At 47.5% G+C, this 15,788-nt stretch carries 12 protein-coding genes; 8 read left to right on the forward strand and 4 right to left on the reverse strand.

Annotation, left to right across the window (positions count from 1 at the left end; translation table 11 throughout):
- Positions 1-346: 346 nt before the first annotated feature.
- Both AC27KL_RS25320 and AC27KL_RS25325 read right to left on the reverse strand, forming a co-directional pair.
- Positions 347-910 carry a helix-turn-helix domain-containing protein gene (locus AC27KL_RS25320; protein ID WP_487171526.1) on the reverse strand — a complete coding sequence of 188 codons (564 nt, stop codon included), beginning with the start codon at positions 908-910 and terminating at the stop codon, positions 347-349.
- Positions 911-1,148: 238 nt separating this feature from the next.
- Complete coding sequence (locus AC27KL_RS25325; protein ID WP_487171527.1) at positions 1,149-2,285, reverse strand: tyrosine-protein phosphatase; 1,137 nt, start codon at positions 2,283-2,285, stop codon at positions 1,149-1,151.
- Positions 2,286-2,544: 259 nt separating this feature from the next.
- On the opposite strand from AC27KL_RS25325, the gene AC27KL_RS25330 reads away from it, so the two are divergent.
- The 6 genes from AC27KL_RS25330 to AC27KL_RS25355 all read left to right on the forward strand — a co-directional run bounded on the left by AC27KL_RS25330 (position 2,545) and on the right by AC27KL_RS25355 (position 10,019).
- Positions 2,545-3,543 (forward strand): aminoglycoside phosphotransferase family protein, encoded by a 999-nt coding sequence (locus tag AC27KL_RS25330; protein WP_487171528.1) that lies wholly within the window; start codon positions 2,545-2,547, stop codon positions 3,541-3,543.
- 438 nt (positions 3,544-3,981) lie between these two features.
- Complete coding sequence (locus AC27KL_RS25335; protein WP_487171529.1) at positions 3,982-4,833, forward strand: ABC transporter ATP-binding protein; 852 nt, start codon at positions 3,982-3,984, stop codon at positions 4,831-4,833.
- Positions 4,834-5,487 carry an ABC-2 transporter permease gene (locus AC27KL_RS25340; protein WP_487171530.1) on the forward strand — a complete coding sequence of 218 codons (654 nt, stop codon included), beginning with the start codon at positions 4,834-4,836 and terminating at the stop codon, positions 5,485-5,487. It abuts the gene before it with no gap.
- A 977-nt stretch (positions 5,488-6,464) separates the two neighbouring features.
- Entirely contained in the window at positions 6,465-8,477 is a 2,013-nt protein-coding gene (locus AC27KL_RS25345; protein WP_487171531.1) for an ABC transporter permease, read from the forward strand.
- Between the two features lie 10 nt (positions 8,478-8,487).
- Positions 8,488-9,354, forward strand: coding sequence for an ABC transporter ATP-binding protein (locus tag AC27KL_RS25350; protein ID WP_487171532.1), 867 nt, complete (start codon positions 8,488-8,490; stop codon positions 9,352-9,354).
- Entirely contained in the window at positions 9,339-10,019 is a 681-nt protein-coding gene (locus tag AC27KL_RS25355) for a hypothetical protein (protein ID WP_487171533.1), read from the forward strand. The genes AC27KL_RS25350 and AC27KL_RS25355 overlap by 16 nt, the downstream gene beginning before the upstream one ends.
- Before the next feature lie 161 nt (positions 10,020-10,180).
- Here the strand turns inward: AC27KL_RS25355 and AC27KL_RS25360 are convergent, their stop codons facing one another.
- Both AC27KL_RS25360 and sigZ read right to left on the reverse strand, forming a co-directional pair.
- Positions 10,181-12,166, reverse strand: a complete 1,986-nt coding sequence (locus AC27KL_RS25360) for a copper amine oxidase N-terminal domain-containing protein (protein ID WP_487171534.1) — start codon at positions 12,164-12,166, stop codon at positions 10,181-10,183.
- 143 nt (positions 12,167-12,309) lie between these two features.
- Positions 12,310-12,945: an RNA polymerase sigma factor SigZ gene (gene sigZ, locus AC27KL_RS25365; protein ID WP_487171535.1), complete on the reverse strand. Its 636-nt coding sequence runs from the start codon at positions 12,943-12,945 to the stop codon at positions 12,310-12,312.
- A gap of 117 nt (positions 12,946-13,062) precedes the next feature.
- Here sigZ and AC27KL_RS25370 point away from each other — a divergent pair, with 117 nt between their 5' ends.
- Together AC27KL_RS25370 and AC27KL_RS25375 are read left to right on the forward strand one after the other, a co-directional pair.
- Positions 13,063-14,082: an aldo/keto reductase gene (locus AC27KL_RS25370; RefSeq protein ID WP_487171536.1), complete on the forward strand. Its 1,020-nt coding sequence runs from the start codon at positions 13,063-13,065 to the stop codon at positions 14,080-14,082.
- 200 nt (positions 14,083-14,282) lie between these two features.
- The gene (locus AC27KL_RS25375; protein WP_487171537.1) at positions 14,283-15,641 is read left to right on the forward strand and encodes an erythromycin esterase family protein; all 1,359 of its coding nucleotides are present in this window, start codon (positions 14,283-14,285) and stop codon (positions 15,639-15,641) included.
- Positions 15,642-15,788 lie beyond the last annotated feature (147 nt).

Raw genomic sequence — 15,788 nt, forward strand, 5'->3', positions numbered from 1 at the left:
ATAAAGGAGAAGTCGATATACTTGTCCACTTTCCGCAGCAAATGATCCTGCGGAACCAACTCTTCAATCGAAACGAATTCATAGCTTTGTTGTTTTTCCCGGTTAGATCTAAGCATCCAAAACACCGCCCGTTCATAAGTAGTTATTTATATTATACAACATTAACGCGGTGTCGTTATAAATTAAATGAACATAAAGAAGGCTGTCGAGACTTTCTCGACAGCCTGGCCTTGGCTTTAGGCCAAGGCTTTTCTCCTGCTCCTTACGCATGATCGATAGCTGTATCCGCACCCGTCTTTGCCTCCAGTTACCCAGACTGAGCGAGAGCGTACTATCAGTGACACGGTTACTGCGTTTCAGGATAATATATCGTCATGCTTGCCCGTACCAAGGAATCCCCGGTATTACGGTAAGAATGGGATCGGTTCGCTTTGAATCTGATCGAATCGCCGCGTTTGATCGTAAACTTCGATTGGTTGACTTCGATGGTCATTTCGCCGTCAAAAACGGTGACGTATTCTTCCGTGCCTTCAATATGCGGATCGGCGTGATGGTATCCGTCTGGTTCGATTTCGATAAAATAAAGCTCAAACCGCTGATCCTCATGATAAGGAAAGCAGGGGTACACTCTATATTTTCCGTCGTCTTCCGACAATACGTTGATTTCATCCCGGAGGACGATTTTGGTTTCAGGCTGAGGCTCATGGATCAATGAAGTAAAAGATACCTTCAAACCCGTCGCTATTTTCCAAATGGTCGTGATGGTCGGGCTCGATTCCCCTCTTTCGATTTGTCCGATCATCGTTTTGCTGACTCCCGTTAATTCGGATACTTTATCCAGGCTTAGTTTTTTGCGATCACGGATGTCCTTTAAGTTCTTGGCGATGACGAGATGAATTTCTTCGGCCATAGAAATACGCTCCTCGAGGGTTGTTTTAAGAAAAGTATAACATACGATCCAAAAACAAATGGAGGAGAAAGGGGAGCATCCTGTTCCAAGCTACATTTCCAATATAGCGTTCATCTTGCCTACACGATTCTTAAATATTAAAAAAACACAGAAATAGGACGGTTCCTCTGCGGCGAAACGCTGCAAGAACCGTCCTTTAACCGCTCATGCCAATTTAGCTTTCAGGCACGAATCCAGCCTATTCGAGATACATTTTTTTCAGCTTGGCCTGCTCGGCTGCGCTCAGACCGATTCCCTTTTCCAAGAAGCCTTGGATGGAGCCGTATTTTTTGGCCATTTCGTCGAAAGCGGCGTTCATGTATTCCGGGCGAACGTCCATCAGCGCCTGGATGATCCCGATGGCGTTGTCGTCCTTCAGTTGGAACTGTTTCACCATGGCATCGACGGCTGCTTTGTTGTACGCTGCGCGGTATTGGTTGCTGAGCAGAAAATCCTGCATGACCGTTTCCTTCGGAACGCCAAGCGCGAGGAGCATAAGCGCCGAGCCGAGTCCGGTGCGGTCTTTGCCGGCGGTGCAATGCTGAACGAAAGCGGTCGTGGCAGGGTCCAGCATCATGTCAAAAAGCTTCGCGTAAGCTTCAGGGTGGTCCACCATGTCCCGGTTTGCCGCGATCAGCACGTCGCCTGGTTTGCCCATTTTGTCAAATTCGCCTGCGGCCATATAAGCGAAAATATCGGTTCCGCTGCCGGATTGCCCAAAAACCGGATTCCGGACATATGTAGCGCCTTGGATGGCGGGATCCGGTTTTTGTTTCACTTCATCGTCGGTACGGTAATCGATGATTGTTTTCAGCCCGCTTTTCCGAAGAAAAGAAATGTCGGCCTTGGTCAAGCCGGCCAGCTCGTCCGAACGGAACAGCTTGCCCCATTTGACGGTTTTGCCGTCCGTCGTTCGGTAACCGCCAAGATCGCGGAAATTGGTCGCGCCTTGAAGGGGGAGCAGACGTTCAGCGGTTTTGATCTCGGAGCCGTTGCCGCCTTTGATTTTAAAATATACCCGGCTTCCCGGATTCGGGTCGGGCGTATGCAGTCCGCCATAGGAAGAATAGGTGCGCGCGAGTTCTTTCCAGCCTCCGTCGGGTTTGGTGCTCCAATACACTTTGACCGGGCCAAGGTCGGCCGACGTCTTCCAATGAATCGTAAGGGCTCCGTTTTTTGCTCTCTCGACGGTCGCTCCCGTAAAAGCACCCTGCTTCGCTGGATGCTGGACAGCCGCCGTATTTTTATGGGGAACCGCGCCCTCGGCCATGGCAGCGCCCAGCGGCGATACGGTCAAAAAGAATGCAGCGCCCAGAAGCGCCGTTTTTTTCATCATTGCCATCATGTCTCCCTTTATTTAAATGAACTCCAAGATGTCCTTTCTATCATGAGGGATGCGTGTTTGTCCTTCGTCAAGCCTGCGTAAACCGAACGTAAAAGTTTGCTTGATTCCATGCTGATTAGGCGGGAAGCAAGACTTTCATCACATGGTTAAACCTTGATACTATTATTTTTCCTATTTGTCCAAGAGTTGCCATATGACTTCCGATTTGGATATGATTTTATAAATTCGGAAAAAGGGGAGGAAAAAACCAATGGATCTGCAATTAGCCGAACAACGGGTTAGGGAATGGGCAAGGGAATATTCGCATCGGCTTGGGCTGAAAGGGTCGACCATCGAGGCGAAATATATTTGGAACCCCGGAGGATTCGTCAACCAGTCCTACCGGTTATCCGATGGGGAAACATGGAGGCATGTCAAATTCGCCCGGGAGGATCGCACCTCGCATCTTCAACAATGGGCAAAAATCAGCGAACACCTGACGGAACATTACAATGCGCCCCGGCTTGTCCAAGAGGTGACGGAACCGGTTTTGCCCGGATTCAGCTATGGTTTGGCATTCGAATACATTGCTGGAAAACCGCTGAGCTCCGCTTCCGATCCTTTGCCTGTCGTCGGAAAGGTGCTGCGGGCATTAAAGGAATTGCACCAGGATGAGCAGCTCCAAACGATGCTCGCGGATGGGCAGGCCGCCCTTACATATGCCGAAGCATTTGCAGAGGAATACATTACAAGGTTCGAGGAAGATTTGGAAGGGATTGTCGCGGAGAGGCATCTGCTGGATTTTGTCGAAGATCGCACGTTGGATTGGTTTCGCGCTGAGATTGAGACATTAAGGGAAATGGCGCTTCAGATGCCTTGTTTCCAACGCCAGGCGGCGGATGTCGTGCATAATGACCTGAATTGGCAAAATATTTTGTCAAACGATCAGCATCGCTTCTGGATGATTGACTGGGATGACCTGACGGTAACAGGGGATGCAGCTATGGACTATTCGGTATTTTTATGGCCGTTGTATCGACAGGAAAAAGAGAAGCCGATCTGGAAGGAGCGCATCATTCGCGAAGCGGGGGCGGATATGTTTGAGCGGATGGAGCTTTATTTTAGGGCAAAGCTTTTTGATGATGTCATTGACGTCCTTGCCGATTACGTCGAAGCGGAAGGCATGCCGGAGGTGAAGGAAGAAACCCGGCGACGAGCCAGGGACATCCATCTTCGGGCATACCCGGAATATGTAAGGCTTTATGGTTGAAAGGGCCGGTCCAAACACATTTGTTCTGAAATTGGGCTGAACCTATTCACTGAATAAGAGGCGATGTATGCAGTGCATCCCTTGGAATTGACATCGGAACGTTTTAACCGATCCGTTCCAGGGGGGCACTTAATAATTACGTAATTTCAGCCGTCATATTGACTTCTATTACTCAACTAAGTTATTGTAATTTTGTATAAATATTGAAAATATAATGTAATAAATTACATAATGTTCCAGGGACGTATTTGCAGCACCCAAGAAAGGGGGGGGATTTGGAGCACGCATATATAAAGAGAATGCTCATTACAGCAACGATTAGCTTCAATGATTACTGAGCTGAATTTCCTGTTCTTCGTCATTTTTTTATTTGAATAGCATAACCTCACTTCCGACGATGATTCCAAGGTAAGACCACTTCATAAAAGGAGTGAAACGATGCCGCACATTCTGGAAATTAAAAACATAAGAAAATCATTTGGTCATAAAGTTGTTTTAAAAGATGTCACGTTCAATGTGCCGTCCGGATCAATTGTTGCCTTCATTGGGGATAATGGGGCAGGTAAATCGACAACATTCAAGGCGATACTAGGATTAATTGCTAAAGATAGCGGTACGGTTAAAATATTCGGCGAAGAAAATATAGATAAGCATGCCAAGTTAAAGGAAAAAATCGGAGTCGTATTTGATGCTATGAATCTACCGGCTCATCTTACAATAAAGCAACTGAACAAAGTTTTTGAAAAACTGTTTAAATCTTGGGATCAAGCCCATTTTTATCGGCTGGTTCATGCATTCTCTTTACCGACAGATCTGAAAGTAAATAAACTCTCGCGCGGGATGTCAATGAAGCTGTCCGTAGCTGTGGCGTTGTCGCATCATGCACAATTATTAATTCTAGATGAAGCGACGGGAGGGCTTGATCCCTCATCAAGGGAAGAATTATTGGATGAATTAAAGAATTTTGTGAGTACAAGTAATGGGGGGATATTGCTTTCTTCTCATATTATGAGCGATGTCGAGAAAATAGCCAGTCATGTTGTCTTCATAAAAGATGGCGAAATTTTATTAAACGAAGAGAAGGATAAAATTTTTGAAAGTTACGCTATTGTAGATATTGACGAGCAAAAACTAACCTTGCTCAACAAAGATATAGTTGTAGCGAAAAAGAACAGTGGTTCTTATTTCAGTGTACTGATATCGGATAAACAGGCCTTGCCAAAAGAAATTCCAGCTAAAACCATCTCAATGGAGGAAATGAGTGTTTTATTAACAAGGAGTGAAAAATAATTGACAGGTCTATTACTGACAAATTATTACCTTGTTTATCGAAGTTTTTTTGCTTACGCAGGAATAGCGGTATTGGTGTCTGGACTCATGTTTTATTTTGGAGATGCTTCGATGCACCGTTTTGTTGCTATGTTAATTATCTTGCTTACGGCGATGCCTGCACTTGAAATTATAAAATATGAAAGCAAGTCTGGTTATGATAAGTACGTGCTTACTCTACCGGTTACTAGAAACAATATTGTACAAAGCCACTACCTTTTCTATTTTTTTGTGGCAATGGTCGGAGCTTTGTTATCGTATGGCATCTTTTATATATATGATCTGATCTCAGATACGCCAATGGATAATATATTCAAAATAGTTTCTTTGGGGACTTTTATCGTTCTCTTTGCCGGTGCGATAGCTTATCCGCTCCTCTATATGATTGGCCCGGAAAAATCGGATGCTATTGTCATTGGAGGTGCAATTGGGGGGCTTTTTGCTGCAATTGGATTACAAGGAGTGGTTGGATATCTGATAGAACAATGGCCACTGCCATATTTTCGTATTGATCCATCTTTATCTGCTCCGGTTATATACATCATATTTGGTGTTATCATGTACATCCTTTCCTTTTTCATTTCTGTTTTTATATACCTCAGAAAAGAATTTTAGTAGACACACAATCACTCCTAACGTTGAGTTTTTAAATAAAACTGCACTCCTAATATGTTAGATATTGTAGGGGCGCAATTCACCTTCGGTGTGTTTTGCTTAGTAGATTAACTTTGCCCGCCGTGGGTTTCTACTGCCTTTTTGTCCTTGGAGTCTTTGCCGTTGCCGCGGCAAAGGCTCTTTTCAGTGTATGTCGAAAAGGTGTTTCTCTATCACTTGTAATAATGGGCATTTTGTATGATTTTATACAAAAAGCTAGAAATAACCAATATTTAGGTGTTATAATTAAATAAATGAAATTAAAGAAATAAAAAGTATATTTATGCTAATTTATTATCGGATTGCATGACATTAGAGCATAGTACATAGTGAGTTCATTCAGATGATGATAAGCTGGCCAGCTGTCATATATAAATTCCTAAAATATTGAACCATGTAAAATATTTCAGGGAGGATGAATACGATGGTAAAACATTCAAAAAAAGTTTATTGCAGCCACTTCTTTTTGTGCTCTCCTCTTGGGAGGAGTAGCGCATGCCGCTTCTAATCAGTTTGCAGATGCAACGTTACAAACCGGTGCGTCCACAGCTTCAAGTAGTTATATTAATGGGAATGACCAAGGGGAATATGGAGGCTACCTTACTGTACAGAGAGGAAGAATGAAAATTGCGGCAAAAAGAGTTGTAGCCTATTGGCCGGACCCTTCCATATCTTATTTTACAACGAATACAACATCACTCCAAAGCGCCAGTATTGGTATGACTCCCGACACCGATTTATACTATGTCGAACTGAGCCCGGAATTAAATGCACCAACGGGTTGGGGATATATACAAAATTATTAATTTTTATAGTGAAGAGGCTGTCAACATCCCATTGGCAGCCTCTTCACTAAAATTTTCGGTCAGATCGATTTGATTACATAACGACATACCAAGTGGTGATTCATAATGCGGACTTTATTTGCGATGATGAACATGGAATTTAAACAATACCGAAGAGGGTTATTGATATGGATTGCAATAGCTTTATTAACGGTTTATTTGCCTATCGGATATTATCACTTTCTAAGCGATTTGATGCAGGCAGGGCAATTTCTGCAATCCTCAGGGTATATTGGCATGGCCTCCGCGCTGTTCGGTCTTTTCTTTGGCATACTCATCTCCAGACGAGAACAAGAGGCCGGCATGGCCGAGTGTTTAGCATCGGCACCGGGCAGCGCACTTAGAAATCTATCGAAATTGCTGGCCTGGGGCGCGATCTGTTTTATTCTGATGGCCATAGCGTCGATTGAAGTCATGCTTATGATCTGGTTCAGCGGTAGCGAATACTTGAATTTTGCTTATAAAGTGATCCTATACATCTTTCTGTACTGGGGGCTGACCCTATTTTCATGTGGAGTCTTGGGATTTGCCATAGGGGAACTGCTGGGTCAATCCTGGTGGAAGCTCCCGCTTGTTCTTCTCATCTGGTTTGCCATTAGCCCGTTTAATATGCTAATCAGCCAATATATTCCGGTAAATGTATTGTCATGGTTAAATCAAGGGGAACAGGATCTTGGAAGCGCCTATAACGGGGTTGAAGGACTATATTTAGCCTATTCGTTTATAGCGAAAAAAACCGCATTTCTAGCGGTTTGTCTTACTCTGGCATTCGCCTCGGTTTTTATTAGGCAAGAACGAGAGCCTTCACTAAAAGAAAAAAGAACGTTGGCTGCAGCCATTGCAGGGTGTCTTATTATCTTTGCTATATTCGTTTCTGAGCCGAAAAGTCCGCTGAGTGCATACAAAGCGCCATTAAACAACTATATGGACTTGTATTTGAGCCAAGATGGGGAATATTATTCGGCCAATGAACGCAGCAAAACAGAATTCAGTCCTCCTGCTTTCGAAGTCGACCGCTACGATTTAGATCTAAAGCATACGCTCAACCTCATTAATTATAACGCCCAAATGCGGGTAAGTCATGTCGCCCCAAGCCTTACAAGCCTAAGTTTTACTTTATATCATAACTTAGAGGTTAAACAGGCCGAAGTTGATGGGAAGCCTGCCCACTGGAAAAGAGATGGCGACTGGTTGTACGTGGATTGGCCTGAAGGGAAGGTAGAAGGAGAGGTATCTTTCCACATCAAGGGATCGGCAGGAGCCAACAATCCCATCAGCGAAACTTCCTTTTTCATGAGTTCCACCTTTCCTTGGTACCCGGTGCCTGGAACATGGATCGTTGCTGAAAAATTCAATTTATTTTATGAACCGCAATATAATCATATTGCGCTGTCCAAACCAGCCTCTTTCCATATATCCATACATGCTAACGAGCGTACCTATAGCAATTTGCCCAAACAAGCGGACGGAACATTTGCCGGGCAATCATCCGGAGCGACGGTTTTGTCGGGGATGCTAATGGACAAAAACGTCGGCGGCTATCAGATTGTTGGCCCGCCTGATCGTATAGATGAAGTGGGTTCAGCCATTGAGAAAGTAGAGCAGACCAAAAATCATCTTTCAAGCCTGCTTGGGATCAAGGCGCCGGATATGCCGAAACAAATCATGGTCGTGCCTTCATTTTCCTTTTTCCCGAATTACTATATGCAACTTGGCGAGGATGAACTGTTTGTGAATGAATTAATAACGAGAAATCCCTATATGGTTGAAAATATAGCAAGGATGGAGTCGGTGTTTCAGGCATTTTTCTGGTCTAATCGTTATCGGATCAACGACGAGCAGAATTCGTATATTTTCCGCATGATTCTTGAATATATGGAGAGTCCGAATAAAAAAGGCACGACGCTGTCACATCAGGTCCGGGAAATCGAGCGGCAAGGCGATCGAGCGCCGGCCACGGCTTATTTGGCTCGTGATATCCTTCAATTTTATAATCATCAAGGCGAGAAAGGACTGAAAGGATTGGTAAGAGCTGCTTACCAACTGTCGGATGCCCGAACATTAGACTTCAGCGACTGGAAAACATTAATGGATCGTTCGTATTAGGAGGGGCAACATGGACCGATTAGTGATAGATCATGTATCCAAGCATTTTGGCAAGACGGCAGCGCTGCAATCGGTATCCTTGCAAATAGGTCATGGGTTATTTGGATTGCTGGGTCCTAACGGTGCAGGAAAGACGACTTTCATGAGAGTGCTGGCGACTCTGCTCGCACCTGATTCCGGCAGCATGAGGTATAAAGATATCCAATGGGGGAAGCAACCGGAACGGGTTAGAAATATACTTGGCTATCTCCCGCAAAATTTTAATGTGTTTAAAAATATTTCAGGATATGAATGTTTAGATTATATAGGTGTCCTGAAAGGGCTTCGCGACAAAAAACAGCGCCGTGCCCAGATCGAAACGTTGCTGGAAAGGGTTAATCTTACAGCGGAAGCCCATAAAAAGACAGGCCATTATTCAGGGGGCATGAAGCGGAGACTGGGCATTGCCCAAGCGCTGTTGGGTAACCCGGAAATCATCATTGTGGACGAGCCTACAGCGGGGCTGGATCCGGAAGAAAGGATCCGATTCCGCAATGTATTAAGGGAGGTTGCTGCTGGACGTATTATCGTCTTGTCTACTCACATCGTGGAAGATATCGAAGCTACATGCTCTTCTGTCGCCGTAATCAAAAAAGGCATAGCAACGCAGTTCGACTCTTTGAGCAAGCTGGCTCAAGAGGCAGCGGGTCATGTATGGCTTTGGAAAGTCCGTCCTGAACAGGCTATCGACCTGCAGTCCAAGGTTAATGTCATCAGCTCGACGACGACGGAGGACCATGTGGAATTAAGGGTATTAGCGAAGGAGTCCCCCAGCAGAGAAGCAATTCCTGTAAGCCCCACATTAGAGGAAGGATATTTGATATGGAATCAAAGGTAAAAATGCCGTCCTTACGTCTGGATATCCGCAATATGGGCGGGTTATTTTATTTACCATTCATCATGATGCTCATATCAGCTGCATACGTAACAATCCATTACTCTGGATATAGTGATAACCAAAACATGCTGAAGTACATCCGTCATGATTATGGCGTACTGTCGATTCCATTGGTAAGCGTCTGGATCATCGGTCTGTTTCAAGACTTTGTGGAGACGAAAGGGAAGGAAGCGATTCTGGCACTTCCCTATAGCTCCACTCATAGCGGAATCATGAGAGTTTTACGAATGAGCTTGTTGTATGTAGTTATTTTCTTCATATTGTTTGTATTTCTTGTGATTCGGTTGCTTCCCGGTCATCAGCTAATTTTACTTAGCGATATATGTTTGCCGGTTCTGTCGGTGCTATACTTCGCAGCACTTTCTTTTTTGCTCATGATGATCGTCAAAAACTCGATTGTTTGTTATATCATCATCGGAGTATATTCCATTTTCCTTTATATGACGCGCGGGGCTTTTACTTTCGGACTGTATCCGTTTCAGTGGTGTTTTCCCCAACCCAACTTTGACGAATTGCGCTGTACCGTGATCCTATTGATTGCTTCGGTTATCGGTTTGTATATTTCCCAAAGGATTTTTCAGAATAAGGAGTTTCTATTGAAGTAATCCTTCGTATGTACTTGCCATGCACGGGTTCAGCTAATAGAGATCCATCTTTTCTGCTTGTCCTGCTCGGGTGCATTCAGGCCAAATCTAAAAAAACCTCCAGGCAAAAAGCCTGGAGGTTTTTCGTGCATAAGCATTCAGTTTTTGCACCAAGTCTGGGATTACATAATGATCAGGGTTACCTTGCCGTTCAGGAAGGAAACGAAATCGTAGCTTGCATAACCCCAGGTTTCAATGGTGCTGCCTTGTACCTTTTGGATATCTTTGGCGATCGGCGCTCCCCACGAAAGGAGAACTTGCTCCTTGGTCATGCCCAGCGCCACGTTTCCTGCTTTGATCTGCTTCCAGACGGAGGCGGACCATTTGTATTTTTTGTATGGATCGTAATTCAAAAAGTAACTGGAATCGGTCATCGTCTTGATGACTTCGGAAGAACTCATGGAATCGCTTTTGAGCGTTTTTCCCGCAGGCGTTTTGAAGACGATGACGAAGCTTCCGGTATCGGTAGGAAGAACGTCGGCGACGGTCACCTTCGAGAATCGCTCCCAGCCTTCGAAGTCGTTCACCCAGTAGGATTTTCCGATGAATTTGGCCAAGCTGCCCTGCATCGCTTTTTTGATCAGGCCCGCGGTTTCCGTTGAAACGACGGTCATCTTGGCGCTGCCGAAGCTGATGTCCGCCTGTTTCCATTTCGAGTCCCAGCCTACCTTCGCTCCCAGCGTATCGGCCAACAAGGAAGCGGGGATGTACGTTTCTCCTTTTTCGGTAAACGGAGCGGCTTTAAGCTGGACGTCCTTGCCTCCGAATTCCGCTGCTAAACTGCCGACTTTGAATGACAGGGAAGCATCCCCGAACGCCACGTTCCATCCGTCGCCCGAAGGAGTTGCGGTTCCGCCCAAGGCTTTGGATACGGTCTTTACCGGAAGGAAGACGGTGCCGTTCACCTGCTTGGCGAATTTCAACGAATCGCGGAGACTGGCGGATACGGTCACGCTCGCGGACACGCCGCCCGATGTCACCGTCAGTTTCGTTTGGCCCACGCCCGCCGTTTTGAGCTTGCCGTCGGCCTGCTGCTTGAGCAGGTACGGCTTGTCCATCTCGAGCTTGGCTTCGCTCACCGGGACTTTGATTTTGGCCCCGTTCGTATACGTTTCCTGGATATGAACTTCGACGGCATCGCCGACGAAAGGCTCCCGGTCGGAAAGCGAGACGGAGACCGCCTTGACCGTCGGTACATCGATCGGTTTGATTTCGTCATCCTTGCTGAACACCCATGTTCCGTCGCTGCGTTGGGCGTAAATGCCCTCGGAAAGCTTGTCCGCATAGGCGTCCACCGCGGTTTTTACGACATTGCTCAAGCCTTGAACCTGATGCGTAAGTTTCCAGCGGTTGGAATATTCCCCCGTTAACCAAACGGATCCGTCTTTCCGGGTGACGATAAGCACGTCGGTGGGATCGGCAGATACATACGTGATGTGGACCGCATCCTGCGCGACGGTGACCGGAATGATTTTTCCGTTGTCGTCAAAATTCGAGCCTTCGTACAGGACGACTTCGCCGCTGTTGAACAGCAGGGCGACGCGGTCGTCGTGCACCGCCATGGACTTGACCGAGGAAGGATCGGCGACGGTACCGAATTTTTTGTAAGTATCCTGCTTGCGCGAATCTTCGAATAATAGGTCCCCGTTTTGGGCCAGCGCCGCGAAATCTTTTTCCCCATAAGCGATTTGCACGATGCGGCTGAGGTTTTTCAGCTTCGTTTTGCCGATCCAAACCGTTCCGTCCGACTTCAGCCAGTAGGAGCCGGATACCTGCTTGACTCCCGCCGCGCCTTCCACCGGATGGGGGGCCAGCCCCATGTCCCATTCCACCAGGCGCCCGTCCTTCGTGATTCCCAGTCCGTCGTATAGATCCCCGGAAATGGTCTCAATGTTTCCTTTGGTATGAAGGACACGCGTTCCTTCAATCTGCGTGACGGTCGTCCACATGGAACCGTCGCTCATCAAATACGTGTTTTTGCCCGCGATGTCTTTGATTTGAAGCTGTTCTTCGCCGGCGGCAGAGGCTTCATGGGCCCCGAAGGCCGGGCTTAAGCCGAGCGCGAAGGCGCCTAAAGCCATGACCAATAATGACTTTTTCCAGTTCAAGTTCATAACCCCTCTTTTGCATTCGATTTTGTTTTACAAATCCTTATTCCATTCGACATGATGGGGAAATTATCCTCCAAAGGAGACGTAAAAAAATACGCCGTTTAACGGCGTGTTTTGGCATAACCTCGAGTCTGGTTTGTTCATGACGGCCGGCAGCAACGGCCCGGCTGTTTTCGAACCCGTCCCGAAACGACGGGCTGAGGGAGGATGACGCGATAGTCGATGATATTGCCGTAACGGTCGGTTTGGATCTCGCAGCAGCTGTTCATCAATTCCCGGACCATGTCCCTGCCGCGTTGGACTCTGGATTTGGCGCCCGAATAAGAAAGGCCGAGGCGCTCGCTGAGCTCCTTTTGGGACATTCCCTTCAGTTCGGATAACTCCACGGCTTCCCGGTATTTATCGGGCAAATAACAAAATACGCCCTTCATGCCGGCAATGGCTTCTTCCGAATAATCCTCGGGAGCTGCCAACTCTGAACCGGGCATATGTTCAGGCAATTCGTCGGTCGGCTTTTCCTTGCGGAAATGGTCCGCGATCGCGTTGCGCGCAATTTGGAACAGCCAAGCCCGGAGTTTGGTTTCGTCCTGAAGCTGCGGCAAATGGCGATAGGCTTTCATAAACACCGTTTGCACAATATCTTCAGCATCCGGATGTCGATTCGTTTTTTGTTTGACGTAGCCGGAAATCGGGCCGTGATATTGTTCCCACAGCAGTTCCGGCGTGATTGATTCTGCCGTGCCGGCCGGGCTTTTGGTTTCCATGCGATGGGTCATATGTTCACCCCTTTATCCATCGGAAAATTTTTTTTGTATGAATCGCTTATTTTTTTGCGTCTTTTGATTTTGGCCTCCGTCTCCATCAATATAAAACAAATTTTGGAGGGAATAAAGATGAAATACAACTTGCTTGGCAATACGGGCGTTCTGGTTTCGGAGATCGGGCTGGGGGCCATGACATTCGGCGGCGGGGAGCAATGGGGCGTCTTCGGCTCGCTCGGCGAAAAGGAGGCTTCCGTGCTCGTCGGGCAGGCGCTGGAAGCGGGCGTCAATTTTTTTGATACGTCGAATATTTATGCCGGCGGACGATCCGAAGAGATCCTCGGCAAAGCGCTCGGCAAAAAACGCCAGGACGTGATTATCGCCACCAAGGTGAGGGGACGTACGGGAAGCGGCCCGAACGATATCGGCCTATCCCGCCTTCATATCATGCGCCAAGTGGAGGAGAGCCTGAAACGCCTCGGGACCGATTATATCGACCTGTATCAAATCCACAATCCGGACCAGTTGACCGATTGGGAGGATACGCTGCGGGCCTTGGACGATTTGGTGCGCAGCGGCAAAGTGCGCTACATCGGCGCTTCCAATATGACGGGGTGGGAGACGATGAAAACGCGCGGCATTTCCCGGCAGCTTGGCCTTCATGAATTCAAGAGCAGCCAATTGTACTACTCGCTGGCCGGCCGGGAAATCGAAAGGGAAATCATTCCCGTCCTGAAGGATCAGAACATGGGGCTATTGGTCTGGAGTCCGCTCGCGGGCGGATTCCTGTCGGGCAAATACTCCCGCAGCCGCCAGGGGAGCGGAGACGATCGGCATACCAAAATGATGTTTCCGCCGGTTGACCTGGACAAATCCTATCGCATCATCGACGTGCTGGAGGAAATGGCGAAAGAGCGGGAATCTACCGTTGCCCGGATCGCTTTGGCCTGGGTGCTCCATCAGCCTGCGGTGACCAGCGTCATCGTCGGCGCGAAGCGGCCGGATCAGCTTCAAGACAATCTTGCGGCCAGCGACATCGAGTTGACGCCGGACGAATTGGCCCGCCTCGACGAGGTCAGCAAGCTGCCTGCCGAATATTTGACTTGGCCGTTTATGGAAGAGGATGAATCGATTATTCGGAAGCATCCATGAAGAATAAGGCTGATCGGAAGCAGGCCATGCCATTTTTGATTTGCGATACGAATTATGACGCGATAAGGTTTTTCCAATGTGATCGTTCCCGTAACTTTTGTTTGAAAATACAGCGCCCGCACCACCCGACTTTATAAATTCTTTAGAAGCGCCCGTTACGATGATGGAGTGAACGAAAACATTGTAAGGGAGGAAAAACAATGAAAACATTCAAGCGATTGACGGGCATGGTCGCAGCGGGGCTGGCCATTGCCGTGGCGCTTTCGCCGGTTGGCACGTCCGCGGCCGCTGGTCATGGTGCGGGAACGAAGGCGAACATTCGGGAGATCAAATCCCTGACCTCGGAGGACTATAAAGATTTGGCTTTTCTAAAGCCGATATTAAAGGATAAAACCGTCGTCAGCCTGGGCGAGAACTTTCACCGGGTCGCGGAATACAGCAGCATGAAAACGAGGCTGATCAAATATTTGCACGAAGAGCTCGGTTTTGACGTCATTGCCTTTGAGTCGGGGCTTGGCGATTCTTTTATGACCTATGAAAACGCAGGGACGCTTTCGTCCAAAGAAATGATGGAGCGCTCGATTTTTCCGGTCTGGCATTCCAAAGAAACGCTGGCGTTGTTCGATTACATCAAACAGCAGCGCAGCAAGGGCAAACCGCTGTACCTTGCCGGTTACGACATGCAGTTCACGTCCGCCTATTTGACGCAGTGGATCGCGGAATGGATTGCCGAGGTGGATCCGCAGCGGGGCCGGGATTATTTCCAATTCGAGCTGCAGGCGATGACCGATTATTATAAAGTCATAAACGAATATAACCTCGATAACGGCAACAACCCGAAAGCCAAGCAGGAAATTCAAAAGGTAAAGGATCAGTACGAACCCCAATACAAGGCATTGATCCAGTTCATCAAAGAGAACAAAACACAGCTTGCGGCCGCCTATCCGAAAAATCCGCGAATCGTCGACGTCGCCGTCAAAACGCTGGAAGACCGCATCAAGTTCATCGAAATGGGATTGTACGACACGAAAGAAAGCTACGAATTCAGGGACCGGATCATGGCTGACAACGTCGAGTGGTTAACGAAAGTGATGTACCCCGGGAAAAAAGTGATTTTGTGGGCGCATAACGACCATCTTGCGAAAAACACGTCGAAAATGAGCGTCAAAGAGCAGGGGGAATGGATCAACAGCTTTACGAGCATGGGAGAGCTGCTTCACAAAAAGCTGAAGGACAAGGAATACGTCATCGGCCTGTACATGAACAGCGGCAGGGCCAGCACGATTACGACGCAGAAGATTTTCCAGATCAAGCCGATGCCGAAGGGAAGCTTGGAGCAGCTGATGATGGGAAGCGGGTATAAGATCGCCTTCGCCGATCTATCCAAGCACCAAACGCCGAACAAAAACAATGCCTGGATGTTCAAGCCCATCTATGCCGCGGAGGACGGCATGACGTCCGAAATCATCGAACCGATGGCGATGAGGTTTGTGCCGAAGGAGCAATACGACGGCATTATCGTCTTCGATAAAGTCAAGGAACCGACGACGAAGTATTAAGCCGATCGATGCCCGAATCAAGGTGCGAAAAAAATGCTGCGCATCAAAAAACGCAAAGCGGCAGCAGGATGCTTCGCCGAGAGGAACAGCAAAAACCAGTCTCCATCCCGAACGGATGGGGGACTGGTTTTTCGTGTATCGTTTGCC

The sequence above is a fragment of the Paenibacillus sp. YAE3 genome (assembly GCF_057546105.1).